At 42.0% G+C, this 25,941-nt stretch carries 23 protein-coding genes and 1 pseudogene; 8 read left to right on the forward strand and 16 right to left on the reverse strand.

Annotated elements, in window-relative coordinates:
• Positions 1-80: 80 nt before the first annotated feature.
• Positions 81-2,321, reverse strand: a complete 2,241-nt coding sequence (locus AC1XUD_RS14510) for a bifunctional alpha,alpha-trehalose-phosphate synthase (UDP-forming)/trehalose-phosphatase (protein WP_483361738.1) — start codon at positions 2,319-2,321, stop codon at positions 81-83.
• A 1,588-nt stretch (positions 2,322-3,909) separates the two neighbouring features.
• Between AC1XUD_RS14510 and AC1XUD_RS14515 the strand changes: the two are divergent.
• The 5 genes and pseudogenes from AC1XUD_RS14515 to AC1XUD_RS14535 all read left to right on the forward strand — a co-directional run bounded on the left by AC1XUD_RS14515 (position 3,910) and on the right by AC1XUD_RS14535 (position 9,266).
• Positions 3,910-4,482: pseudogene (locus tag AC1XUD_RS14515) on the forward strand (Na+/H+ antiporter NhaA).
• A gap of 116 nt (positions 4,483-4,598) precedes the next feature.
• Positions 4,599-5,213 (forward strand): Na+/H+ antiporter NhaA, encoded by a 615-nt coding sequence (locus AC1XUD_RS14520; protein ID WP_483361739.1) that lies wholly within the window; start codon positions 4,599-4,601, stop codon positions 5,211-5,213.
• A gap of 6 nt (positions 5,214-5,219) precedes the next feature.
• The gene (locus AC1XUD_RS14525) at positions 5,220-6,539 is read left to right on the forward strand and encodes a DUF389 domain-containing protein (RefSeq protein ID WP_483361740.1); all 1,320 of its coding nucleotides are present in this window, start codon (positions 5,220-5,222) and stop codon (positions 6,537-6,539) included.
• 289 nt (positions 6,540-6,828) lie between these two features.
• Positions 6,829-7,893 (forward strand): mechanosensitive ion channel family protein, encoded by a 1,065-nt coding sequence (locus tag AC1XUD_RS14530; RefSeq protein WP_483361741.1) that lies wholly within the window; start codon positions 6,829-6,831, stop codon positions 7,891-7,893.
• Positions 7,894-8,030: 137 nt separating this feature from the next.
• The gene (locus tag AC1XUD_RS14535; RefSeq protein ID WP_483361742.1) at positions 8,031-9,266 is read left to right on the forward strand and encodes a cation:proton antiporter; all 1,236 of its coding nucleotides are present in this window, start codon (positions 8,031-8,033) and stop codon (positions 9,264-9,266) included.
• A gap of 141 nt (positions 9,267-9,407) precedes the next feature.
• Here the strand turns inward: AC1XUD_RS14535 and AC1XUD_RS14540 are convergent, their stop codons facing one another.
• Entirely contained in the window at positions 9,408-10,064 is a 657-nt protein-coding gene (locus AC1XUD_RS14540; protein WP_483361743.1) for a DUF2254 family protein, read from the reverse strand.
• 231 nt (positions 10,065-10,295) lie between these two features.
• Between AC1XUD_RS14540 and istA the strand changes: the two genes are divergently transcribed.
• Together istA and istB are read left to right on the forward strand one after the other, a co-directional pair.
• The gene (gene istA, locus AC1XUD_RS14545) at positions 10,296-11,861 is read left to right on the forward strand and encodes an IS21 family transposase (RefSeq protein WP_483361744.1); all 1,566 of its coding nucleotides are present in this window, start codon (positions 10,296-10,298) and stop codon (positions 11,859-11,861) included.
• Positions 11,862-11,888: 27 nt separating this feature from the next.
• A complete protein-coding gene (gene istB / locus AC1XUD_RS14550) occupies positions 11,889-12,620 on the forward strand; it encodes an IS21-like element helper ATPase IstB (protein ID WP_483361745.1) in 732 nt (243 codons plus the stop codon).
• 2 nt (positions 12,621-12,622) lie between these two features.
• Here istB and AC1XUD_RS14555 read toward each other — a convergent pair whose 3' ends face one another.
• The 3 genes from AC1XUD_RS14555 to AC1XUD_RS14565 are packed head-to-tail and all read right to left on the reverse strand — an operon-like array spanning position 12,623 to position 14,386.
• The gene (locus AC1XUD_RS14555) at positions 12,623-13,279 is read right to left on the reverse strand and encodes a DUF2254 family protein (RefSeq protein ID WP_483361746.1); all 657 of its coding nucleotides are present in this window, start codon (positions 13,277-13,279) and stop codon (positions 12,623-12,625) included.
• 52 nt (positions 13,280-13,331) lie between these two features.
• Positions 13,332-14,048: a PRC-barrel domain-containing protein gene (locus tag AC1XUD_RS14560; protein ID WP_483361747.1), complete on the reverse strand. Its 717-nt coding sequence runs from the start codon at positions 14,046-14,048 to the stop codon at positions 13,332-13,334.
• Positions 14,049-14,068: 20 nt separating this feature from the next.
• Positions 14,069-14,386, reverse strand: a complete 318-nt coding sequence (locus tag AC1XUD_RS14565; RefSeq protein ID WP_483361748.1) for a hypothetical protein — start codon at positions 14,384-14,386, stop codon at positions 14,069-14,071.
• 384 nt (positions 14,387-14,770) lie between these two features.
• Here AC1XUD_RS14565 and AC1XUD_RS14570 point away from each other — a divergent pair, with 384 nt between their 5' ends.
• Positions 14,771-15,352 carry a hypothetical protein gene (locus AC1XUD_RS14570; protein WP_483361749.1) on the forward strand — a complete coding sequence of 194 codons (582 nt, stop codon included), beginning with the start codon at positions 14,771-14,773 and terminating at the stop codon, positions 15,350-15,352.
• A gap of 140 nt (positions 15,353-15,492) precedes the next feature.
• Here the strand turns inward: AC1XUD_RS14570 and AC1XUD_RS14575 are convergent, their stop codons facing one another.
• The 11 genes from AC1XUD_RS14575 to traK all read right to left on the reverse strand — a co-directional run bounded on the left by AC1XUD_RS14575 (position 15,493) and on the right by traK (position 25,940).
• Entirely contained in the window at positions 15,493-16,716 is a 1,224-nt protein-coding gene (locus AC1XUD_RS14575) for a glycosyltransferase (RefSeq protein ID WP_483361750.1), read from the reverse strand.
• Between the two features lie 75 nt (positions 16,717-16,791).
• Positions 16,792-17,256 (reverse strand): GbsR/MarR family transcriptional regulator, encoded by a 465-nt coding sequence (locus tag AC1XUD_RS14580; protein WP_483361751.1) that lies wholly within the window; start codon positions 17,254-17,256, stop codon positions 16,792-16,794.
• A 673-nt stretch (positions 17,257-17,929) separates the two neighbouring features.
• Positions 17,930-18,901 carry a hypothetical protein gene (locus tag AC1XUD_RS14585; RefSeq protein WP_483361752.1) on the reverse strand — a complete coding sequence of 324 codons (972 nt, stop codon included), beginning with the start codon at positions 18,899-18,901 and terminating at the stop codon, positions 17,930-17,932.
• A gap of 208 nt (positions 18,902-19,109) precedes the next feature.
• Positions 19,110-20,312 carry an amidohydrolase family protein gene (locus AC1XUD_RS14590; protein ID WP_483361753.1) on the reverse strand — a complete coding sequence of 401 codons (1,203 nt, stop codon included), beginning with the start codon at positions 20,310-20,312 and terminating at the stop codon, positions 19,110-19,112.
• Positions 20,313-21,086: 774 nt separating this feature from the next.
• A complete protein-coding gene (locus AC1XUD_RS14595) occupies positions 21,087-21,365 on the reverse strand; it encodes a hypothetical protein (RefSeq protein WP_483361754.1) in 279 nt (92 codons plus the stop codon).
• Between the two features lie 2 nt (positions 21,366-21,367).
• Positions 21,368-21,625 (reverse strand): helix-turn-helix domain-containing protein, encoded by a 258-nt coding sequence (locus tag AC1XUD_RS14600; protein WP_483361755.1) that lies wholly within the window; start codon positions 21,623-21,625, stop codon positions 21,368-21,370.
• Between the two features lie 294 nt (positions 21,626-21,919).
• Positions 21,920-22,702 carry a hypothetical protein gene (locus tag AC1XUD_RS14605; protein WP_483361756.1) on the reverse strand — a complete coding sequence of 261 codons (783 nt, stop codon included), beginning with the start codon at positions 22,700-22,702 and terminating at the stop codon, positions 21,920-21,922.
• Positions 22,703-22,735: 33 nt separating this feature from the next.
• Entirely contained in the window at positions 22,736-23,554 is an 819-nt protein-coding gene (traN, locus tag AC1XUD_RS14610; protein ID WP_483361757.1) for a conjugative transposon protein TraN, read from the reverse strand.
• A complete protein-coding gene (traM, locus tag AC1XUD_RS14615) occupies positions 23,551-24,891 on the reverse strand; it encodes a conjugative transposon protein TraM (protein ID WP_483361758.1) in 1,341 nt (446 codons plus the stop codon). Before traM ends, traN begins: the two co-directional genes overlap by 4 nt.
• Positions 24,892-24,893: 2 nt before the next feature.
• Positions 24,894-25,286 carry a hypothetical protein gene (locus AC1XUD_RS14620; protein ID WP_483361759.1) on the reverse strand — a complete coding sequence of 131 codons (393 nt, stop codon included), beginning with the start codon at positions 25,284-25,286 and terminating at the stop codon, positions 24,894-24,896.
• Between the two features lie 36 nt (positions 25,287-25,322).
• Positions 25,323-25,940 carry a conjugative transposon protein TraK gene (traK, locus tag AC1XUD_RS14625; RefSeq protein ID WP_483361760.1) on the reverse strand — a complete coding sequence of 206 codons (618 nt, stop codon included), beginning with the start codon at positions 25,938-25,940 and terminating at the stop codon, positions 25,323-25,325.
• Position 25,941: the final 1 nt, after the last annotated feature.

Consider the following 25,941-nt stretch of genomic DNA (forward strand, 5'->3'; position numbering starts at 1 on the left):
TTGATATATCTATTGCCAAAGCCATGCCAGAAGTATTTCGCTCGCGAAAAATAGACTTATCACCGAAAACCTAGCAGGACTCATTCTGGGATTGAAGATTTTATGAAAGTTAAAAAATGAAAAACCTCATTCTGGCTTTTAATCTGGTTTCTTGCTGCTGAAAGATTGTCGCCGATCTTAATCGTAAAAGAGGTGTCGGGCAGGGCTTTAAACATGTCTTCATCCGTCGTATCGTCTCCCATTGCCAGTATAAAGTCATAATCAAAACGATCGACAAAACTTTTTGCCGCGGTACCTTTGTTGAATGCAGTTTTTTTAACTTCTACAACCTTATTGCCATCGATAACCTGTAGATTAAGCTCGGGTTGAATATAGTTCTTGAGTTGCCACAACAGTTCACGTGCTCGACGATCGGCATAATCCCCATCGTCGGCGACGCGGTAGTGCCAGGCAAGGGAAGTTTCCTTTTCTTCGACAAAAGCGCCAGGACAGCGTTTTATGTAAAGATCAAATATCGGCTTGATCGTTTCTTTCCAATTTTCCTCGTAGTTTTCATTAAGTATCCAATCATTTTCACCCTTGGCTTTAATTAAAGCACCGTGCTCTGCGATGATGTGAACAGGAAGGTCGCCGAAGTTTCGTTCCAAAAAATTACGGTCTCTGCCGCTTATGATCACCACCGTATTTTGTCTTGCAATATCATAAACAAGGTTTTTAACCTCATTTGACAGTAAAGCCTTTGCCGGATCGGATACAATAGGTGCCAGTGTTCCGTCATAATCAAGAAAAAGGATCCTGTTGTTGCTTTTTTCGTAAGCAATTCTTATTGCATCAATTCCTTTAGTCGTTAGAAAGACCTGTTTTAATCTTTCGTGTTCTAGTTCCAGCATATTCATCTGTGTAAAAAAATCATTTGTCCAAGCGAAAACATCGTAGTCTTTGATACGCACCCTCATGGCGCTCATCCTTTTAATTTGTTCATTTTTGTCCATTTGAAAGGCTGTTAAAATCGCGTCTGAGATTTCCTGGGCATCCAGTGGATTGATCACCAAGGCTTCACCCAATTCAGCTGCGGCACCAGCCATTTCACTCAATATCAGTACACCTAAGGAGTCTTTACGGCTTGCCACATATTCCTTGGATACTAGGTTCATCCCATCACGGATGGGAGTGATCAGAGCTACATCGCTGGCAGTATACATACCGACCAATTCTGAATAGGACATGGATCTGTACTGGTAAATAATAGGCTGCCAGCCTATATGGCCATATTGAGAATTGATTCGACCAACTGATTGGTCTATTTCCATTTTCATGTTTTGATATTGCTCTATCGTATCACGTGAAGGTACAACAACCATTACGAGTGATACCCGGCCATGCCATTCAGGCTGTTGTTCCAGAAACCTGTTAAATCCTAACAGCCGATGTCGTATGCCTTTTGAATAATCAAGACGGTCTACCGAAAATATGATTTTCTCAGGTAGCGACTTTCTGGCTCTGACGCGGACCTCTGTTACATCTGTATCGTCAAATGCTGCATTTAAGTGTTCGAAGTCTACACTGATGGGGAAAGAGTCTACTTTGACGATCCTATTTCCCATATTAATATAGTGCAGTTTATTGCCATGACCGGACACTAGCTTAACGGCTTTAAGGAAATATTCAACGTAATCGTTGGTATGAAATCCTACTACATCTGCACCCATGATTCCGTCGATCAGTGCTTTGCGCCACTTTGAGGGGAGAAGCCTGAACAATTCATAGGATGGAAATGGTATGTGGAAAAAGAATCCAATCTGATTATTTTGAAATTTCTCCCTGATCATTTCTGGTAGGAGCATTAGCTGGTAGTCTTGGACCCAAACTACGTCTCCAGGACGAATCACCTGCGCGAGTTTGTCGAAGAAAAGTTTGTTGGCTTTCTCGTAGGCGTTAAAATAGGTGTCTTCAAACCGTGCCAGGGATGGAAAATAATGACAAAGGGGCCAGATCAAATTATTGCAAAAACCCTCGTAATAATTTTCATTAATTTTATCGGGAATAAAAACTGGATGAGCCTGAAATGATGCGTTGGCAAGGTTTTGGCCCTCTAATTCTTCCCTGGTATTGTCTGAAAACCCAATCCACTGAATTTTCTCATTTCGATTGAAAAAGGAAGTTTTCTGGGCACCGACAAGTGAAAGTACGGCAGATACCAACCCACCCGAATTCTGTTTCAATTCAGTATACCCATTTTCATTTACTAATTTAAAAGGTAATCGATAGGCCACGATTATTAATCTTCGCCCACTGCTTTCTGTGGTTAGTTTTTCAATCATAATATTTCAATCCTTTGACAGACCGCGTTTTGTTAAATATGTGGGGCCACAGGACAGTGTCCGTATGGCATTTTTCCTAAGGAACCTAGGAATAACAGGTCAATTAAGAGCGTAGTTATTATTTTCCGTATCCAAGAATTTCAAGGTAGGAAATGCTTCAAAAAATGACTTTGGCTAATAAGCGTAAAACACGTTGTGGGGGGACGAAACTGTCCTACTGAGCACTAAAACTAGTTGTCTAATAAGGTGGGATCAGATATGTATATGCCTGATTGCCGGATGATATGACTATGCGGGTCACGCCTAACCAGTCGAATCTGAAAACCTTAGACAGGCCTCTTACCGCTATCCAATCTAAATTGGATAGCGGCACACTTGACGATGTCAAAAGGCTAAAATGCGCAGAGTCGGTGAAGGAAATCATAATAACCCGGAAGGGTCACCAGCCTCCTCAAATTCAAAGTTGTCAGAAGGTTACTTTTGCCCACCTTTGCTGCGGAAAAGCAGTAAAAGACTGTAGAAAGTTCACATTCAAATGAGGGATATGTGTAGGGAGTATGACGATGCCCAAGGAGTCTGGAGAGATATTCTCTCCACTTTGCCTGGTCTGCTCGGATTATCGTTTTAATTCTGTTCTTATTCTTTTTGACCAGCAAGAATTCAATTTTACTTTTTACACGGTTTTTTAAATAGGGTGAGAATTTCGAGTATCGGGCTTTTTCGTGGTCTGCTGATTTAATTTCTTCAGCAAGGGACTGATAACCAAAAAAGTGTAAAAGAAAAAGAAAATATATGTAAGCCTCTTTGGTCATGATGCTGATTTTATCAGTTCATTAAAAATTATAACCTAATTTTAGATACAGAACAGCTCTATAACCTCGGTTCGAATGCTATGAAGAATTGCAATTTCATGATTTTTTTTAACATCTGCGCTATTTGATTGCAAACTAGTGTCCTTAAACTGGTTTCAATACTGGTTTTTCAGGTTTTTATCTAATTTTCTTTGATGCCTATTTCTCCAGTCAAAAATTATTACATCCTATATCAATTAGGGTAAATGACTTGGTATATAGTTTTAAAGTTGACTATTTCTCGACGTATGATGATATAAAATTTTCTCGTTTGTTCATTCCTTTTTTCCCAAGTTTCACTTTTTTAGCAACGCTCAAGACGGCAATTGGGGGATGTTTCCATTGAGGGAGAATTGGAAGACTTCCCATTCAGCCTGTCTTTTTTTGCAAATGTTACACTTACTAATCCCCAGATTTAGTGTTTCATACAAACTGAATCGGTCAAAACAAGCAGGAAGAATGAATTCTGATGAAGGTAGTGCGCAGTACGATATGTAAGATCAAAACAAAAAAATCCGTGGAGTTTTACTTTTGATGGCTAGTGCCTGTTTTTCTGGTGATATCGCTGATTATTTATTTTTAGGGTCTCTGCCATCAGCTTGATGATACTCCCAGTCTCCTAAGAAAACTGAAAAAATAAAATACTCCAGCTGCCTCATATTGTTCACGAGACGAAAATATCTTGTTTTTCAATAATATCGGTCTCTTATTAAGCACTCATAATTATTTTAATATAAATGCCTGAATCTCCGATAGACCAAATCCTCAAACCTGTAAGCAAGTTTATACATCAGGAGTTTACTGGGGGGATCATACTATTTGTTTGTGTAATTGTTGCTATTGCTTGGATCAACTCTCCCTGGGGCGAGTCCTATCATCAGGTTTGGGAAACAAAGTTATCATTTGGTTTCTTTGAGTTCATTTTCAATCAGACACTTCATGTCTGGATTAACGATGGGCTAATGGCCATTTTCTTTTTTGTCATTGGCCTGGAGCTGAAAAGGGAATTCATGGCCGGGGAATTGTCTACCATAAAAAAAGCATCCCTTCCCATGATGGCGGCATTAGGTGGCATGTTGGTGCCTGCTTTGATCTATCTTGCGCTCAATAAAGGGCTCTAATCCGAGCATGGCTGGGGCATACCGATGGCAACTGATACTGCGTTTTCTCTTGCTTTATTATCAATGGCAGGAAGTGATATTCCAAGTTCTGTGAAGGTTTTTCTATCGGCGCTTGCCGTTGCGGACGATCTTGGAGCAGTTTTGGTGATAGCTTTTTTTATACCGCTCATATTGCATACATGTCCTTGATTGTTGTCGGATTATTGTTGATTGTACTTATGGCCGGTAACTTGATGGACGTGAGGGTACGATTTTCTATCTCATCATAGGTATTGCGGTGTGGGCAGGTTTTCTTTTCTCTGGGGGTGCACGCCACGATAGCGGGCGTGCTCGTTGCATTTACAATTCCAGCAAGAACAAAGATCGATGAAACAGAATATATCGGAAGAGTCAGAAAGTATATTAGCGACTTTGAAAGTGAAATTCCTCAAAACGGTACCCTGACTACTTCTGAGCAACACCATACAATACAAAAAATCAAAAAGCTTAGTATGGACGCTGAGACGCCGCTCCAGAAAATAGAATTCGCACTTCATCCTTGGGTAGCATTTTTAATTATGCCTCTTTTTGCATTGGCAAACTCAGGAATGCATATTAGTAATGACTTCTTTACATCGTTGGTGAATCCAGTGAGCATCGGCGTCACCGTAGGTTTGTTAGTGGGCAAACTAGCTGGGGTATTTTCATTTACCTGGATGATGGTTCGTTTTAAATTTTCAAATCTCCCTGACAGGGCGAAATGGAGTCACATCTTGGGCGTGGCGATGCTGGCGGGGGTAGGTTTTACCATGTCTTTATTTGTTACTGGTTTGGCTTTTAACAGCTCAGAGTTTGTTGACCAGTCAAAGTATGGTATATTGGTCGCTTCCATAATAGCAGGAACCAGTGGCATATTTTATTTAAGGAGTGTCAAATCTTAATGTCGTATGGGAATTTCCAGTATTTTAAAGAGGTTTGATATCTCATCTGAGCGCGAAGATTATTCGATTATTCATGACATAGTTGAGGGTGGGATCGAGTTTAAAGGTACCAATTTATGGATTCTTATCTTTGCGATATTCATTGCTTCTGTAGGCCTCAACGTAAATTCAACCGCAGTTATAATTGGAGCGATGCTTGTTTCTCCCTTAATGGGACCGATTCTTGGGATGGGTTACAGTATCGCAACGTATGATTTTGCGTTGTTTAAAAAGGCATTTGTCAACTACCTATTCGCCGTATTCGCTGGGCTTCTGACGTCAGCCGCCTATTTTTTTGTGACGCCTATTTATCAGGCTCACTCGGAATTGCTGGCTCGAACCCAGCCAAGCATTTATGATGTGATCATTGCTTTGGTGGGTGGACTGGCTGGGATTGTGGCTATTTCCAGTAAAAACAAAGGAAATGTGATTCCAGGAGTTGCTATAGCAACTGCCTTGATGCCCCCGTTGTGTACTGCGGGATACGGCTTGGCGACCGGCAACTGGGCGTTTCTTTTTGGTGCTATGTATCTGTTAACGATCAATACCGTATTTATCGGTAGCGCAACACTGATAACTGTCCGATTACTTCGGTATCCAATCCGTGATTACGCAGATAAAGATCAAAAGAAAATGGCCAATAGATGGGTGTCGTTTATCGTTCTGCTCACGATGGTTCCCAGCATCTATTATGGCTATCTTCTGGTGCAAAAGGAAAACTTCATTCAGAATGCTAATAATTTTATCACAAATGAGAGTTATATAGAAGGGGACTTTCTTCTGAAAAATGAACTGGTGCCAGCAAAAAAACAGATTAAGCTAATTTATGGAGGCAAGACTATCGATGAGCCTGAGAAACAACGCTTGGTAAAAAGAAAGGCAATCTATGGGCTTCATGATGCCACCTTAATTATCCAACAGGGTTTTTCAATCAGTGACGTCTCAAAGGATTTAACTCAAAGCGAGCGATACCAGGCCGAAATAAACAGATTAAAATCTGATCTAAGCTCGAACATTCATAAACAGGACAGCCTAATGATTATTAAAAGACTTGGCAATCCACTATTCAATGAGATGAAACCACTTTTTCCGGAGGTGAAATATTGTTCCGCTGATCGCCAGTCGTTCTTCACTGAGGGAAATAAGGCAAAACAATATATGGTGGTTGTGTTGGGTAGCTCAAATCCAAGAAAAACGACCCGTGATATCTCTAGGATCAATGCCTGGCTGAGGGTTCGTTTTAAAAGTGATTCGATAAAATTATATGTCGAGAAATCTACTTTTTAAATTTTTAAATCGATCTTGAGGGTTTTCGTTCCATAGGTAGAGGTTTGCCTTTCAACACAAATTCCCTTATATTGCGTCATTCAATGGAGGCAAGGGTCTCCTGCGAGCTACCTTATCTTGCCTGATCAAGGCAAATGACAATCTCCACACGGCTATTTTGTTGCTTCAAAGCGATTTGCGACAAAGGTGATTAATTCAAATAGGATTTTGTTCTCCTCATTCCGGTAGCTGGCTTCGTCTAAATTTCAGTCTAGGTCAGATTATTTATAATCTGCACAAGTCAATTCTTATGGATAATATCTTAAATACTTTTTTTCTAGGGAACACATTTATTTCATGGCTACTAGCAATTTTGCTTCTGGTCGGACTATTTATTTTGGTACGCTTTTTCAAGTCGATAGTAATTGTAAGAGCAAAGGCATGGTCATTAACTACTTCCACCACTTGGGACAATTATCTGGTTGATCTGATCGAAAAATCAGTCGTTCCGATGTTTTATGTAGGAAGTGTATACATCGCTATTTCCACGCTGGAGCTTTCTGAGAAGATTGATAGGATAGCAAGGATAGTATTTTTGGTTGCACTGACTTTCTTCGTACTTCGTATTTTGAGTTCGGCCTTCAAGAAATTTGTTTTTTCCTTTATACAATCTCAGGAAGATAGCGAAGCAAAAGAAAAACAGGCGAGTGGACTCATCTTGATTGTCAACATCGTGATCTGGATTGTCGGAATTATATTTATGGTCGATAATCTTGGCTACAACGTAACGTCTCTCATTGCGGGGCTGGGTATCGGGGGTATTGCTATCGCACTGGCAGCACAAACGATACTTGGTGATCTGTTCAGTTATTTTGTTATATTTTTTGACCGGCCATTTGAAATAGGTGATTTTATTGTAATTGAAGACAAATCGGGGGTAGTGGAGTACATAGGTATCAAAACTACACGAATTAGGACATTGGGAGGAGAACAACTGGTCTGTTCTAATACCGATTTGACTAATTCAAGATTGCATAACTACAAACGGCTTCAAAAAAGGAGAATTCTTTTCAATCTCGGTGTAACTTATGACACAACCCATCAGAAAATTTCAGAGATACCAGAAATACTCAAAAAAATCATTGAATCTAAGCCTTATGTAACCTTTGATCGTGCCCATTTTTCAGGTTATGGTGACTTCAGTTTGAATTTCGAGATCGTTTATTACATTTTGGATTCTGACTACACTGTTTATATGGATAAACAACAGGCCATTTATCTAGATATTTTGAAAGCTTTTGGAGAAAGAGGTATCGACTTTGCTTATCCCACGCAGACGCTGATAATGCAGCAGGAAAATGTAGCCGTAAAATGAGAGTAGGGATTTGAGGTATAGACGGACGTTAACTGGGAGATTGCGAATTATCCCTAGCAAAAATCAAGATTTTATTCCAATGACCCGAAATTAGGGGATCCGGTATATTCTATCACTAAGCCTTGTATTAAAAGTATATGCAACTATTTGTACTCTTTTCCGTTCTCATAACTCTCGCCGCCTTCTTCTCCTACATTAATGTACGCATTTTAAAACTCCCTTCGGGTATAAGTCTCATGCTTATGGGGGCAGTCGCTGCCCTTGGTGTGATAGCTTTAGGCCAAACTTCGCCCCAATTTGAACAACTTGTTAAAGAAAGGCTGGCATTAATCGACTTTTCAGAATTTCTATTAGGCATATTGTTAAGCTTTCTTCTTTTTGCAGGTTCTCTTCATGTCGATTTGGGGGATTTAAAAAAATCTGCGAAAAGTATTACCAGTTTTGCTTTGATTGGTACGGTGTTATCTACATTTATTGTCGGTTATGGATTTCATTTCTTGATGCAATTGTTCGAGCAACCTATACCAATCTTATATTGTTTTTTACTTGGGGCTCTTATTTCACCAACTGATCCTATAGCAGTAATGGGGATTCTCAAGAAGGCGAACTTGACAAAAGTGGTTGAAACCAATATTGTTGGCGAATCTCTTTTTAACGATGGTATTGGCGTTGTGATTTTCGCGACTTTACTCCAGATTGCCTCAGTAGGTATTGAACAATTTGGCGTATTTGAAATCAGTCTACTGTTCGTTCAGGAGGCAGTTGGCGGAATAGTTGCAGGATCGGTCATCGGACTTGTAGGATACAGACTGATGAAATCGATTGACCATTTTCAGACGGAGATTTTGATTTCGTTGGCAATGGTAATGGGTGGATATTCCCTGTGCCATTATCTGCATGTCTCAGGACCGCTCGCAATGGTTGTCGCTGGAATCATGACCGGGAATCGAGGTAAGCAATTGGCAATGAGTGATATCACGCGGGACTATCTTGGTAAATTCTGGGAGGTTACAGATGAAATCCTCAATGCAATCCTTTTTATGCTAATTGGTTTGGAAATTGTAACGGTGGACTTTGAGGTCCACTTCATAGTGTTTGGTATAGTTACGGCCCTGGTGATAGTTGTCGCCCGTTTTATTTCACTCTTCTTCACTGCATCTGTTTTTGGGTTTATTAAAGATCTGGGGCCTCGAACACTAAAAATTATGACATGGGGTGGCTTACGGGGAGGCATTTCGATTGCCTTGGCACTCTCATTACCCGCTAACCCATACAAAAATGTTATTGTCTCCGTCACGTTTGTGGTGGTTTTGTTTTCAATTCTGGTTCAGGGATTTACGATTGGCCGGCTAATAAAAAAATTAAGTTTATGAACTTTTCTGATACGATCTTGTATGCATTTTTGATGTCCATCATAATTAAAAAACCACTTAATTCTTATGTTAACAACTCGGCGGACATTCCGCGAAAAATGAATCATGGTATGCTGTGGTATTAAATGGGCAATTTTCGTATTAATCAGGTGCAGGACTGAATAAATTGTGCTTTGCTGCTATTTCACTTAATATGCGATCGAAGGCCGTGCTGGATGTCAGTGTCCTTAATTGTATACAAATCAAATAGAGTTCTTTGCATAGCAACCGGTCACTTTTTCCATAATCCCAGATTGGGTCAATGCTTTCAGAACTAACTTTTTCAAAGCTGATTTCGGGAATAACTATCAGAACTAAACCTTCTTTATTTCGAACGATATTTTCAGGGAAATGACAAGCCCGGTAATTGATCAGCGAAGACAGGTGCCGCAGGCTGATGATTGCAGTCCCAGGGTCATTGATTCCCGGACTCAAGGCCTTAAGAGCGATTTCCCTTAGCTGACTGAATCCGTAAAAATAATTTCCTTTGATTGTCTCTGTGAGTGGCAAAGAAGCTAAGCCGACGAGCTTATCCTGAATCGCTTTCGGTAAGTTTTCACTTATTGACATAATGGGTGTACCTGGTAATACAAACGTGCCCGGGGTAATCAGGACAGTGGTTTGAAAGCCATACTCAATACAAAGCGATTTTAAAGCGTCTTTCTCAACACCTTCGAAAATACCGGATTTAGCAGATTTGATGGTAAATGGGGTAACAAACTGGGCAGGTATGGGCGATGGGTGGATATTCCGGACCAAAGAGAGCCACTAATTCCGTTGAACTTGAGCCAGCATTCCGGGCAAACAGAGCCACTTGAGAGGGCTACCGTATAGTGATTCCGGGTAATCAGAGCCAGTTTGTTACTGACATTCCGGCGTAATTGAGCCACCCTGATCGTTGTGCGATGGCATTCCGGGCAAAGAGAGCCACCTCATACTTGGTATTGAAGAACTTCAACATCCATCTTTTGCAAAAAAAACGCACAAGGGATGGCTAACAAAGTTACTTCGATGCAAACACTACGCTTGATTATACAGTTGCTTGACCGTAACACTTCGGAACGGAACATTTCCCGGCAACTCCACATTTCCCGTAATACAGTTAAATTTTACAGGGAGCGACTGCAACACAGGGTTTATTCTTACAAGCAATTGCAGGGACTGGATGATGAGTTGCTGTCAGAGATTGTTTATGCAGACTTACCTTCAACTCAGGATGAAGATGAGCGTAAGCAGGATTTTCGCCAGCGCGTACCTTATTTTCTTTCAGAGCTGGAGCGGACTGGTATGACACGCCAACTACTCTGGGAGGAATATATCAACCAACATCCTGACGGTTACCGGTACTCGCAGTTTTGTCACCATCTTCACGAGTTGGGTAAGGTATTACAACCCAGCTTTCATGCCTGCTATAATGCCGGCGAATTGATGATGATCGATTTTGCTGGGGCATCGATGTATTATGTTGACCGGCCTACCGGCGAGCAGATTAACTGCCCCGTCTTGATATGCGTTCTTCCGTTCAGTAACTACACCTATGTAGAAGCGCTGCCTAATGCAAGATTGCCTGCCTTGATTGCAGCGCTCAACAACTGCCTGCGCTACTTCAAAGGCGCACCGTTGTCGTTAAAGACCGATAATATGCGGCAGGTAGTGCAAAAAAGCAACCGCTATGAGCCTGCGTTCACTGAGCTGATCCAGCAGTGGGCACTGCACAATAATATTGCTCTGGTCGCTACCAGGCCTGGTAGACCCAAGGATAAGGCACCGGTCGAAGGCCACGTCAAGATCGCCTATCAGCGCATCTATGCGCCTTTACGCGATCAGGTGTTTTTTAGTGTCCAGGAGTTGAACGAAGGCATCCGAAGGCAGCTGGAAGTGCACAACACTAAGAACTTCCAGGGCAAAAGTTACAGTCGACTCGGGCAGTTTTCCCAGCAGGAGCGGCACCTGCTGCAAACACTGCCCGACCAGCCCTTTATGATCAAGCACAGCACTTCAGCCAAGGTGCAGAAGAACTATCACGTCACCTTAGGCGAGGACTGGCACCATTATAGCGTCCCCTTCCATCACATCGGCAAACAGGTAACCATCATTTATGATCAACAGACCGTCGAGATTTATCTGAATCATCACCGGATTGCAGTTCACAAGCGCTTTTTCAATGAGCACGGCTACACAACTCTTAAGGAGCACATGCCTGAGAACCACCGCGTCTACCAGCAGCAAAAGGGTTGGGACAGCGATTACTTCCTCAGGCAGGCCCTTCAAATCGGCCCGGCAACCCGCTCATATATAGAAGGGGTATTGAAGGGACGGCAGTTCACCGAGCAAACCTTCAACTCCTGCCGTGGGATATTGCGTCTGGGCTCCATTTACGGCAAAGAGCGTTTGGAAGCCGCTTGCCAGCGCGCCACCCATGCCGGCTCTTACAGCTACAAAACACTATCGAATATCCTTGCCAATAACTTGGACAAGGCTCCCGATATGGTCCAGATCACACTATTCCAAACGCCTGATCACGATAATATTCGCGGCGCAGCCGCATACGAGTAAAGATTTTATCAATTAAACCAAGCAACAATGAATACCGATCAAACTTGTCAGCAATTGACCCAACTGAAGTTGCAGGGCATGGCCTCGCGTTATGCGGCCATAACCGAGCAACCAGTACACCAACAGCCCGAAGCCCACGCCATGGTAGCCATGCTGGTACAGGCAGAATATGAACAGCGCATCCTTCACAGGACACAGCTTTATTTAAAGCTGGCTAAGTTGCGGTACACTGCATACGTCGAGCAGATAAGCTGTAAACCTGAAAGGGGCATCACTTCCGAACAACTAATCCGGTTAAGTGACTGCTCTTTTATTCAAAAGGGCGAGAACGTGTTGATCACAGGTGCAACGGGTTGCGGAAAATCTTATCTGGCTTGCGCCTTCGGGCGGCAAGCCTGTATTAAAGGTTATAAAGTGCTTTACTATCCAATGAACCGTTTTATTGAACAATTAGCCCTGACCAGGCTCGATGGAACCTACATAAAATGGCTCAATCAGATCGCCAAAGCGCCTGTGCTGATCCTGGATGACTTCGGCTTACAGCCGCTCAGCCACGATACTAAAATGGCCTTGCTTCAAATATTGGAAGACCGGTACGCCTCCGGATCAACGATCATTACCGCGCAGATGCCCGTGGGAAACTGGCACGAGTACATCAATGACCCGAGCCTGGCTGATGCGATATGTGACAGACTGACAGCAAATGCCCACAGAATAAATCTGCAGGGAAGCTCTATGAGAAAGACAAAAACTAGTTAATTTTAAACTCTCCAATACCAAGCAACCGCTGGCTCAAGTTCCGCGGAATGCTGGCTCTGTTTTGCCGGAATCTCCAATGGGTTCTCATTTACGCATATTTTCTTAAGAGAATTAAGGGTATCATCAAATATCCGCTGAATAACCACTTCATATTTGACGGATTGCGTGATGTAGTGCAAAAAATAAATGAAAAGAAAAATATCGAAAATGGTAAAGAATATAAGCAGGTAGGTACTCAATGCAGGTATGTAAATCCCAGAATCGATATCCCTGATAGTACTCAGGAGAAAAAATGCGTAGATAATTGTACCGATATAAATACCTAAAACGACCTGCTGAAATTTATTTCCAATTAGTTGCCCTAATATCCGGTTACTCATCTGAGATGCCGCCTGGTTGAGCACGATCATCACCATCGAAAAACTAAATACAGTAAGCGATATGATGCCGGAAGCGACGGCACCGATGATGCTTCTTGCAGTGGAGGCATCTTTTAAACGGAGCCAGTTAACCTCACTTTTTAATAATTTTCCTTGTTCTGACTGATCGACAGACAGCATGAATCCACATAAGACAAGAAATCCGATTGCGATGATGGCGGGATAGAAAGCGATACTATTAACCGTTTTCTGGTATCTTCTTTGAAAAAAATTATTCACTTTATTCTTATTAGGATATGTTACTTATTAAACCAAGTGCGTGCGACAGTTCCTACGAGATGGTTCGACCGTAGTAGTCGACAAAAGTGCCATCTACTAATGCATTAGCTGGCGCCTCTGGCCTATACCCAATACTTTTTTTTATTTCTTGCTTATTGAGTGTGATACTTATTTTCGAACGAGACCAGCTGATTTCAGATACAGTGCGTACTGGTAATAGGACTTTCTCAGAAGAAAGCCAACTCCCTATTTCAACCACCAGAAATATTACCTCCCAGAGATCAGTGTCAATAATAAAATCGATTAAATGTCCGATAGGGCCATCAGATGCCTGGATTTGATAACCGACAAGCACTCTCGAGCTTCTTAAATGAGGATTTCCAGCGTCCTCATTATGCCTGGCACCATTGAGTAATGCTTCATTCTCAGAGTTTGTGAATGGTGAAAACCAGTAGTTATGCCAAGAAAAATGTTCATATAACTTTGCTTCTTGCTGGCGCGATACCGGCTTGTCGGTATCAATGTCAGGACTATTCTTAATTTGATCAAGTGTAAGGTTAGTTTCAAGTGTCCTGTTTTTCCAATCTGGAAGCAATAAGGACTGCACCGCAATCAATACTTTTTTGTTTGGCAACCAGTCTCCTGTGTCTACAACCCAATAACGGATATTCCAGAATTCATCGTCCAAATACAATTCTTTCACCTTACCGATCTCTCCATCGGTTCCTCCCAAAGAAAACAAAGAAAGGCTTTTAAGGCTCCTTTTCATCCTATATCATGTTTATTAACCTATTTTGTGGTCAAGATAACCTGTCGTTCCGGATAGAGGATTTTTGCCTCTTTTTTAGCAGTGATAAATAGGTTCACAGGCTCAAACGTGGTAACTGTTTTCAATCTACCAGTGAGGGCCTTTGAGAATAACCCATGTCCACTTTTTAACCGCCCCACATTCCAAACTCCGTTATCCTTTGTATTGGCGAAAACAACATATAAGTTTTTGGGTTCTACCAGCCTGTCTGGTTCGGAGAGATGACGTACAATCAGATCTACCGCGTAATTTTCATTTTTATCCTTTTTGATTTTTACGGATCCTTCTGCCGCCGGCACAATTGCAGAAGTTGAAAAATTTAGTTTTTTTGAACAAGAAGATAAAATTCAAAACATGCACAGTATAAAAACAATAGAGTTACTGGCTGCTCTGAGTGCAAATTGGTGATTCATAGAAATCGGAATTTATTACATTTAAGTACAAAATCCTTATAATCATGCCAGTAAATACCTGGCTTTAGGCGCGGGTCAGGCATAACGTGAGGTTTCCGTTTGCGGGACGAAACTTTCACTAAGTGTGGGTAAACAATTGCTCAAAGAAGCAGAATGCCTAAGATTTGAATTCTTAAAGCTGTTGGTATGGTTATATACCATTAATTTCTATGACTTAAGGATGAAAAATTTTTGCGTCAGTTTACAATTTTTTATTAAACAATCTGAATTATGACAAATAACAACATTAAATGTGAAAAGAGTAGCTGGTTTAACGGCTTGGTGAGTATGTCAATTGTATTTCTAATGGCAATATCAATCAGTTGTAAGGACAAAGAAAAACAGGAGAATACCATGGAAATGAATTTGACCGATGCTATGAATGTAAAGGAAGATAATAGCACGGTAAATGTATACGTCACTTTTATAAATGACGATAAAAATAAAATGGCACTCGACCATGCCTATACAAACGAAGCCCTTTTAAAATTGACTGACGCAATTGAAGCAATGGCCGGTGAAGTTGACTTCGACATCAAAGCAGATTTGGACAAAGCCAAACAGAGTGCTAGTAAGATAACACAAAACCCTTTTGAAACTTCTCATGCTGACGAAATCAGGAAGGCAGCGGAAATATTATCAACTTCATTGCAAAATATACAAGTTGCAAAATTCCCTTCATTGTCAAATGAGGCAGAAGAAGTTAAAACCGCAGCGAGGGTTATTGATCCGAAAATCTTAACCCTTGACCAAAGGGATGCTGTGAAAACCTTTTTTGTCAAAAGCGCGGATCTCCTAAAAAAAATGAATTAACGATGTAACGGTTTAAGCGAGACTACACTAAGCAGCACATTGTTAAGAATCTTTATTTGCCGCCTTCCTTGCCACCGTTCAGAGCCCAGCTAGTTTATACAATATCTCTCATATATACAGGATAAGAGTTACGCTGCACGCTAACCTCCTTCAATCAGGGCGATAGCGTTGTCTATCCCATTCTCAGTATGGAGCAAATCAGCCATTTTTATGCTGTTACTATAAAGTTCGGGAGTTGTTAAGAGTTCATATACGGCAGTGATTAGCTGATTCTCTGTTAATTTCTTCAAAGGTATAGGTTTGACTGCACAGCCTTTTTGGTACGCCATTTGCCCCCAAAAATGCTGATCGCCCATTGGGTAGAGTACCGGACAGGTCAAGGATGGTTTTCCTGCTCGGAGACATTCTGCCAATGTGCCAATTCCGCCATGATGAACCACTGCTTTTACAAGGGGCAGTAGTTTCTCATACGGGGCCGACTCGATAATTTTGATAGATTCATGATGCTCCAGATCGGCGGTATCATCAAATCCCCACCCTTTTACAATAATTATGCGTGTGTTTAGTTTCTCGGCGAGTGTAATCATTGCTTGTTGCATATTCAGCTTGGTAGCAAGTGGCATGCTGCCAAAGGTTATCAGCAAAGGAGGGGGGCCTTGTTCAAGAAATTTTAAAACGTCGGGACTTAATGAGGCAGGAGATTCTCCATACCAAAATCCTGTGAAATGGCTGTTAGCAGGGTAGTCACGTGGCTTTTTTAAGAGGTGGTGGCTGATACCATAAATAGATGGGAGTCCTTTATAATCGGCTGCCAGCAAAGACAAGCCATTTGCTTGCCTGAAGTTCCGAATAGGTTTGTGCATCATCTGATAGCTAAATTCAGTCAGTTTATAGCTGAATTTATTGAGTATAGATGGCAGACCCACACCACTTAATACAGGGTTGACGAATTCTGATGTTGACTCAAACGCCGGAATTACGTTGGCGCGAATCATTTTTTCTGGAAACTGATCGGCAAAGTAACCTGCCAGAGTTTTTCCATGAAACAGCACTTTGTCGCTTTGTAGGGATAACTTATAAAATGTATCCAAGGCACTTTGGATCATAGGATGCACCCAATGACTAAAATTTCTTTGCGCAAGAATTGGATTTTTCATCATTTTTTTGCCTTCATCTGAATCAAGAAGTGCCTGAAAATCGGCGTCAACAGGCGCAAAATCCAGGTTGTACGAGTTGGACAAGGATTCGAAATTTTTCGCCGTTGACAATACAACATGATGCCCCCGCTGCCGAAGAGCCTTTCCTAATACAGCGTATGGCTGAACATCGCCGCGAGTTCCCAAGGTCAGTAGTGCTATTTTCATGAATGAATTGATTTAGGTGTTCAAAAATAAAAAAGTTCTTTTAGTTCTTGATTAAGAGAACCAACTATATAAATTTTAATCTGCAGCATTATTCAGGATGCTCATCTGTCGCCATCGTTCAAGTATGATCGGGAATTCAATGATCATCATTTTGTACAGATTGGAAACATTATTAAGCTCTTGAGAAAATTTGTCGTCCAGTCCCCGGCTTTGACGGATGTCATCCAGCATACCACAGTAAGTTTGAAAGCGGGAAGTCATTTCCTGCTGATCGAGCATTTTCTTAAAATTAACCATAAAATAGCGTTTACGCTGTCCACCGACTGTTTTTGATTCAATCATATTAGTTGCCGTCAAAAATTTAAGTGCATTTGAAACCGCACTTTTACTTACATTGAAAAAGCTAACTAGATCCTCAAAAGTGGAAAGTTCCTGTTTGCTAAACAACAGATAAACAAACGCGCGAGCTGCTACGGGACTTAGTCCCATAGTTTCCATGACTACACCATACTGCTCTATTTTTTCGCGATGATTATCCAATCTATTTGCCGTTTATTTTCAATCAAAAATACCAATACTTTTTGGTTCTCAAAGGTAAGAACTAAATAAAGGTTGAGCTCGCTATTTAAGGTGAGACTTCGAAAGCAATGATCGGACTGCTATAAACAAGCCAACTTTGCGTTTTTTGTTCAGGGGGTAGACAGCGTTTTGATATTGAATTAACAAAAGAACGTTACCTAAACTATATATTACGGTTCCGGGCATGGCTTTGACGCGACGAGGGCAGAAGCCTTTAATCAATGCTCAACATAGACGACTTGGGCACCAACGTATCGAATAAATCATGCAGAATTTAACCACAAATACCATTCTAGCCGAGCTGAGGAAAAACGGGACTGTGGAACTCTTTTCTCCGATTTAAAGGGGGTTAGTGTAACATATTCTTCGTCGAGTGAGATTTTTATCGAGTCAAACTGCACAGGTTCACTGGACCATCTGGCCATGGCTGATAACTTCTGATTGTCGTCTTTTCGCGCTTTATTGGATATTAAAATCACATTTCCGGAGACCAGTTTGATCGTTGACTCGAAAATTTGAGAGTAGATTTAGACTTGATGTAATCCCGTTCACCCACCTTTTTTGCCAAACGACTTCACGACAAAATAGATTTTAATATGATCGCTATTAAATATTCTTTTACATAAAAAAGGGTTTACTTTTTAGGGATAGGCTCTCGTCTTAGTCTTAGAGTCTGGGTTGGGGGAAATTTCTTTGGAGCTGTAGCGTTTTTTTTCAACCATTCACGATATATTTTTCTCTCTTCTGCTTTGTCAATTTTTTTAATTACAACGGTCATATGACAAACAAGAATTTCTTTCAAAAGATCAGCAACGAATTTTTCTTCCTCTTCTTTTGAACCTATACGATGACCTGCCTCATCGATAAATATTTGATATGGATAAATTTCTTCGGGCCAATTTTCCTCCAGCTCCGGTAACTTCTCCATATCCACATCTTCCAGAAACCGGTTTTGGACATGTTCACATTCTTTGGTCGACCATATCGAATGCTCATTCTTTAACCAATCTGTAATCTCTGTACTTGTCTTCATGATTTCACCCAGGTACAAATACTCCCCAAGATCATTGTCTTTCAAATTTGGGTGTCTCCAGGCCGCTGCCGTTTTATAGTAGCTAGGGAGGTCTGTGATTCGACCATACTCATAAGGTTGCCACAACGTACCACGTGAATTCGGTGTTATACACGCGATTACATGTGAGCAATTAATTATAGCCATCTCAATAATGCAGGCTGTCAACATTGAAAGAACCGAGGCAGAAACGCCACTGAGCAGCGGAATGCTTTTCAGCGCTGGATCCAGAATATCAATCCAATAGTCGAATTTCTCACTCTCGGCCAGCTTTGCTATTTGCAGTGCATGCATCCAGTCACATTGTCTATGCGAGATGAAGAGCCTTGGACATGAAGTGCGAAGCGGTCCCAAAGTGCGTAGCCTTCTAAGCAGAAGAATTAATATCTGTTCTTCGATGGATTTTACCTCGGAGTAGTAGTTCAGATAGTCAGTCGCCATAGAGAAAGTACTCCGGATTTCGTCATTGATCTGAAGTTCAACATACTCTTTGTTGTCTTCTAACGGATCCTCGGATAAATAGGATTCAAGCATGCGTACATACTTCCGCCATTCGAAGATTCCCCTTACGCTATCTGAACTTAGATCAATCGAGTCAAATCGTCCAGAAAGTAGTTTCTGTTGAGAGTAAATGAAGCTGCTCACAAGGGGTGCATACTTTTATCGAGTGGTAAGCAAAAATGTTGAGGCATTGTAATACTAAGACAACTCACCTGTCAGATCCAGTACTGACGATTACAAATCATTTTACCTGTTTTCCATCTTTTACCACCATTTTAATCTGCGATAGTACGTTAACAAAGTTCTTCTCCAAGTCACCGTCAAAGAATACAAGATCCGCTACCATACCTTTTCTTATCGTTCCAATCCGGTTTTCTGCACCTATTGCTTTGGCAGCATTCAAAGTAGCATACTGCATTACCTCAGTAACAGGAATGCCCGCCTCATAATATGATAATAGTACATCAACCGAACTTTTTCCACGGTCAAGCCCAATTATATTAAGGTAATAATCTGAGCCGAAAACAATATTAACTCCTTTGTCCACAGCTCTTCTCAACCGATCATGCGTTGCTTGCAAAAAGCTTTCAAGATAATCATCCGCCTCCTTTCCATGCATGCCTATTCCTGCGACCATAATTTTTCCTTGCTTGCGAGATATATCGGTGGGAATAAGGTATACGCCACGTTTGGCCATTAGTTGGATTGTACTGTCAGACAGCGTGTATCCATGTTCAATTCCGTTTACACCAGCAAGTACTGCATTACGCGCCGCTTTGTCTGAAACAGCATGAGCTGTTACCTGCAAATTATGCGTTTTTGCAGATTCGACAATAGCGGTAAGAAATTCTTTTTCTAACATTCCGTTATCTGTGTCGGCGCAAACTTTGATTACATTTACCCCTTGCTTTGCATGGTTGTCTACAGCTTCTTTTGCATCTTGTGAATTACGTATTACGCTATATTCCTGATTGACCAGAAAAGTGTCTGCGGGGACAAGCTTGGAAAATTGCCCTCCAGGACCACTCAATATGGGGCCAGAAACATACATAGTGAGGTTGCCTTTTTTACGTGCAAGTTCTTTTTGTAATGTGATATCAAGATACTGACCAGAGTTCCCTAAGTCCCGACTGGTGGTGATTCCAGCTTCAAGGCAGCTTTTTGCTAGTTTGAGGCCCTGCGATATGCGTTCTTGAGAAGGTACCTTTGAAGCATTATTAAAGCCTTCATTTGTTTTTGTTTGCTTTTGATTAAACAGCAAATGCGAATGCATATCAATTAAACCCGGAGCGGCAGTACAACTACTTAAATCAATCTCTTTTACATCTTTGGGTTTTTTAAGATCTTTGCCTACTTCCTGAATTATTCCGTCAGAAATCAGTATCTGCTGATTTTTTATAAATGTTTTTTTCTCAGAGTCATAGAGTTTTCCAACCCGGATCAATAAAGATTGTGAAGTTTGGGCGTAAACAGTGGTAGAAATAAGAAGTGCAACGACGATCGGGAAAAAGGGCATATTTCAGATTTGACGATATTTTATAGAAAGCGAATAATGCACGTGATCTAATATTGTAGACCATACTAATGACTAAAAACAGCGCGACGCTAAGTTGGGTTCACATTTAGATCCTTTAAGCTTCTACCCGGAACCTCCGCCCAGGAAGATGTGGAGTTACCATTAATGTGCAAATACAAGATTGACAGTCCAAACCGGGCTGAAAGTGCATTTCAGGCACAGAAATCGGTAGTTCTCAGTCTCGGTTACCGTTGGGGCTCTACGCCTAAAGAGCTTTCCGGCTGGAGAGGGGAGTGGCTATTGTGAGCGAATTGTTCGACGATCCGATGATCATTATGGCTGACGGGCCGACCGGGAATCTTGATTCGAGAATAAGCTATGAGATCAGGGGAATTTTCAAAAGCCTAAAGACTCAGGTATCACCCGTTCGAACCCTGTCGTTTGGGTTGATTTTTTTCCGATTAGGAACGAGTCACCTTTTCTTTCGCTACGCATTTATAATTATTCCCCTGAATCCTTCTTCAGGCATGGTTTGGTTAACCCATCACCACTTCTTTACATCGTACTGGAATTCGGCACAATTAATTCGGGCTTAGTATGGCTTTCGAAGGATAGTAATTTCGAGGTGATGGTTGGGGCCGATATCATTGCAGGATGTAGCAGGAAAAACAAAAAGGGTCGAGGACCGGCACTCGCCTGGTTTCAAATCAATCTAACTCCACTTCCAATATATGGATTGAAAGAAGGGAAGTAATGAATGTATCCAAACCGCTGTAAATCGCTCAAATACTTATGATAAGTCACGGCACTTTTTACCCGGGACATTCGCATCACTTTCTTTCTGGTAATATGGAAATACGGCTCCTGATTATTTTTTAACCATATCTGGATTAGCGCATTGTAAATTCCAATATGCCATACAGTGATTCTGGGATCAGCATTGATCCTCGATAAATAACTATTGAGTTTTTCTTGTAGCATTGTTATTTGCGATTTAGCATGTTTTCGATGTCGGATAGGCGGTAATAAAAAGAGCCACCTATTTTGGTGGGTGTGAGACTTCCATTGATTCTTAGATTTTGCAAAGTGCCAGGTGAAATTTTGAGCATTTCACGGACTTCTGATCCTTTAAGCCATTGATTTCGCTTCGGAGCTTTATCGATCAGCAAAGCTTTGAGATCACCTACAATTTGCTCCCTAAGTGTCTGTAGATCTTGCAGGGTAATTAGTTCTATTTTCATAAGTATTCGAGAAATCCGAGATGTAGATTCTGCTCGCCCTTTTTTTAGAGAACGAGGGCTCATATTTGATGTAACCATACCGATTCAGATCATGAAGAAGCCGATGGTAAGTGGCGCTGCTGGAAATTTTGGCAAGCGGCATAATTTGCTTGCCAAACATTTCCAGATAATTTTTCCCTGGGGTCGAAGTTGAAATCGAGACCAGCGTGGCAAAAAGTCCGATATGGGAAATTCCTATGCGAGGGTCGCATTGTGCGAGCGTGAAAAATCCGCTCAATTTATCGTCCGACATAATTATAAGGAAACCCCTTTTCGTCTGGAAGGTTTGTCGACCTTCTCAGACTCACCGTCCTTCACCTGTTTTTTCTGATCGACTTTTTCCGACTGCTTTTCGCTGTTCTCGGACTGGATCTGCTGGGTTGGACGGATGCGTTGCTGCTTTTCATCGTAAATATTCAAGGACTTGAATTGCGGACTTGCCTCGATGAATCGTTTTTGTGAAGTGCCGTTCTCATTGAAGGTCACCATTTGACGGTTACCTTTTTGGAGCGATTCAATCAGGCGCTCACGAGCAGTTGGATCAGAAAGCTCGGCGATAGGGTGCTTTGAAAGAGATTTTTCCAGATCAAAGCCGTAGTTCTGGCTGAACTGTTTGACTGCAAAATTGCCCTGCTGGGTAGATTGTTTAAAATCAAGCTGCTGCCACGCGTTGTAGAGTTGTCCTTCTTTATTAACCAGATCTTTGTTTACTGCCCGGCCTTCAAGAAGGTTAAAGGCTTCTTTCAAAGTGATATTGCCGCCTTCCCGGTTAATATAAAAAGTCTGAGAAAGCGCTTCCTTGTTGTCTTTTTTTGGAATCTCCGCTTTATAGCTATTGAAAAAGTACATATCGCTTTGAGCAGATTTTTTAAAATGCAGCGAGGCTTCTATTTGTTTATCACCGAAGCTGGTCTGATGTTGCAAACGAAATTCTGGCTTATCCCCAGCTAGATTTGCCTTTAGCTGACTTTCAAGATTCTCACCGAATCCAGTGAATTTTACTTGATCCCTGAGATATTCAAAATTTTTCTGATTCATGATTTTACTTGTTTAAAGCTTAAAAAGTGAGATTTAGTCGAGACGATTGGCGTGGATGAGATATCGATTGGGGACTTTGATATCCATATGTCGAGATCCATTTTTCTCTGTCAGCCGCACCAAGAGGTATTTTTTACTAGGAATGGTAAATTTGGCAAGAGCGAAAACAAGCTGCCGCTGCTGACCACTGCCAACGGACTCGCCCATCCCGTCCTTATAAATAATTGCGAGATTTGCGAACTGAAGGGCACCGCGTTTCGCCCTCCTTTTGTCGGCCAGAGAAAAATTCAAACTTTCCGGTTCATAGGATATATTCGAGCCGTTGTAAATCATAAAGTCAAAAAACATGACATCTGATTTGACATATACATCTCCCAGACTTAGCATCGCTCCTTCATTTCGGGCTCGCTTTTTGAACCCCGAACTAGACATTTCTTTCACCTGTCCAACGGTAGCCGAAAGCCAGCTTTCAGAAAGTCTCCCTTCGAGTTTAACTTGAGGGCTAGCCTGAGGCACGATCTGGATATTTAGTTGCAAAGGGTCAGCTGCATATTCTGCCAGAAATGAAAAAAGTTGACCATCCGAGCTTACCACCGTGATATTGGTAGGCTCGAAATCAGTGCTAGCCGCCTTTACCTGCAGTATATTTTCTGCTCCGGTAATCTTTTGAACCAGAATATGCTCACTGCCACGGTCGACACTTTTGATCGGGTAGGGGAAAATCAGATTGACTGTCTTTCCTGTTGTGATTTCAAGCGGATAGGTCTGGATGGCGAAAAGCTGGATGCTCTGCGCTGTTCCCCTTTGATGAAATAGGAAGGCGAGAACCAGAAATTTTAAAAGCGTTTTCATAACTGAGATGTTTGCGATATTGAAGTCAGATTTGAACCTCGTGAATTCGAATTGCCGCTGCTAAGAATGACCTGATAACCAGCACTCACCTGCACCCTTAGCATTCTCGCTTTTTTACCGAAGAGCGTTTTTGCTGCCTGGATGCCGGCATTGGCTGCCTGTGCGCCGAGCGATGGATCTAAGGAGCCCAGACTCAGCCCCTGGATATCCTGACTTAGTGATTGCTTGGCTACGTCTCGCGTAATGGCTCCCGGAACATAGATGCCCAGAATTCCATCGAGATCATATACTCTCAGATCAACTGGAAGAATGATGTTTCCTTTGGCGATGGTGCTGATCTGAACATGGAGCCGCTCGGAGTTGATATTGGCAATACCATATATAAAGTTGTTTCTCTTGATCACCGAGCCTGCCACCTGAATGTCATTAAGGAGCCGAAGCCGAATGGTTGACCCGTTTACAACGGTGAGATCCTGATCGATTTCTGCACGAATGCCCTCTTGCACCGCGGGCGCTTCGGGTTCATCCAGTGAGAAAAAACCGTTACCCTTTACCGTGATCGTGGAATCTTTTTTTATATTTTCACCCAAACAGGTAACAGAGATAGTGTTTGAGACCGGCTGCACGGCAAATGCCTGACGAGAAACATTATTGGTTACGGGCTGGTTGCCAGCATACCGCTCAGGCTGCTGTATTTCGAGTATTTTGTCAAGCATTCCTTCTAGCTGTGAGAGCTCCGGATCAGGGGTATCCATCTCATCCAGAGACGGCGCAGCAATCTGCTCTAAATCAGGAAGCTGGGATCGGAGTTCAAATAGCTGAGGTTTACTGCTGGTTTTTTCCAAAACAACAGGCCCTTTAAATTCAGGTTGAGTGGCACTAGCCAGCACCTGATCTAGCTCTTTTAATCTCGAATATACAGCGGCTTCACCGGGGTCAGAATAAGTTTTGCCCTGATAGGATACCGGTTTTACTTTTCTCTTTTTACCATACGGTCCGTCAAGCCCCTGAAGGACCATGGAGTCGTTGGAGGCGGCCGCGAGAAGCTGATGGTTGCGATAGGGATCTTTCTTTATCTGCTCACGGATACGGGCAGAATCGGCAGCTGCGATCTGATAGAAGCTCATTTTGTTAAGCTGCTTATCATCTTTAAAGACCGCATCAGGAAGCGTCGTAAGAAGCCCTGATGCAGCCGTCTGATCGACAGGGTTTTTCTGGATGCGCTTAATCCACAACACATAGTAAAGCATGGTCAGAAAGGGTAGAGCAAGTAGTGGTAGTACAGTATAAAACTTGCGCTGTTGGAGGAATTTTTCGGAGTAGGATGTAGTGTTCATGATTATTTGGAGCTTTGGGAAGAATTAATACTGTCTGATACAAAAGCCTTTTCCAGACTATCCAGATAGGCAACCGTTTGGCGGGAGTGATCAGGTGCGTTTCGGTTAAATGGCCAAACGGATCGGAGTGTTTCCAAAGAAATTGCGGTAGGGGTCCGTCCTGAAATCCCCTCAGCTAACATGTTCAAACAGAAGCCCGAGCTGACAATGCAAAAGCTCAATAGCAGTTGCCTTAGCTGTGATCTGGAAAATTTAGAGGCCAGCTTTCCGGCGTACCTGGCAAAACGGGTTTGTAGCCATTTAATTTTCGCTGCGACCGCCGTGGCCATTTTGTCTTTTGCAGCATCAGGCTGGACATCGTTCTTTGAGTGGTGGGCGTTAAAGTTGTAGAACATGGTTGAAATAGTTTTGAGTTATAATATTTAATGAGATTAGCGGCTTTCAACGCCGATATCTTCGTTTTTCAGAGTGATCCATCGCTCGATCAGAAATCCGTGCGGGTTATTATCGCTTCGTGAAGTGCTTCTTAAATAACCGCTTGTTACAAGGCGGCGTGAGACTATACTTGTCGGTCGGATGATACGCTGAACCGCCGTGCATGTAAAAAAATAGGGGTAGTCATCAGTGCTTACTTCAACACTATCGACGGTAAGCTGTTGACTGATATTGCCAGAAATGATGCCTGTATAAAATCCTGATTCTTTTAAATTGTCATACTGCTTTTTGGCGGATGCGTCAGCGAGATAGAGTGCCTGTGAAACATTGGTTGCAATCACTTTTTCATCCGGATCGAGCGTAAAAAAGAGCCGATGGAATGTCGCGATATGATCACGTGCTTCTACGGGAATGTTGTCGCTGCGCGGAGAAGCCTGGGCCTGCAGGATCTTGCCGTCCGAAAGAATATAGATTTTTGATTGCATCAGCGATAACCTACTCTGACTTTGGTAGATGCTAAAACAGGTCAGGGCTAAACATCCTGCTACAATCACCAGGGTGAAAACACGGATGTAGCGAAATGCGGTATCGATATTTTTTGCTTTACTAAACATG

The organism is Dyadobacter sp. HNCC25DJ184, from assembly GCF_056895215.1.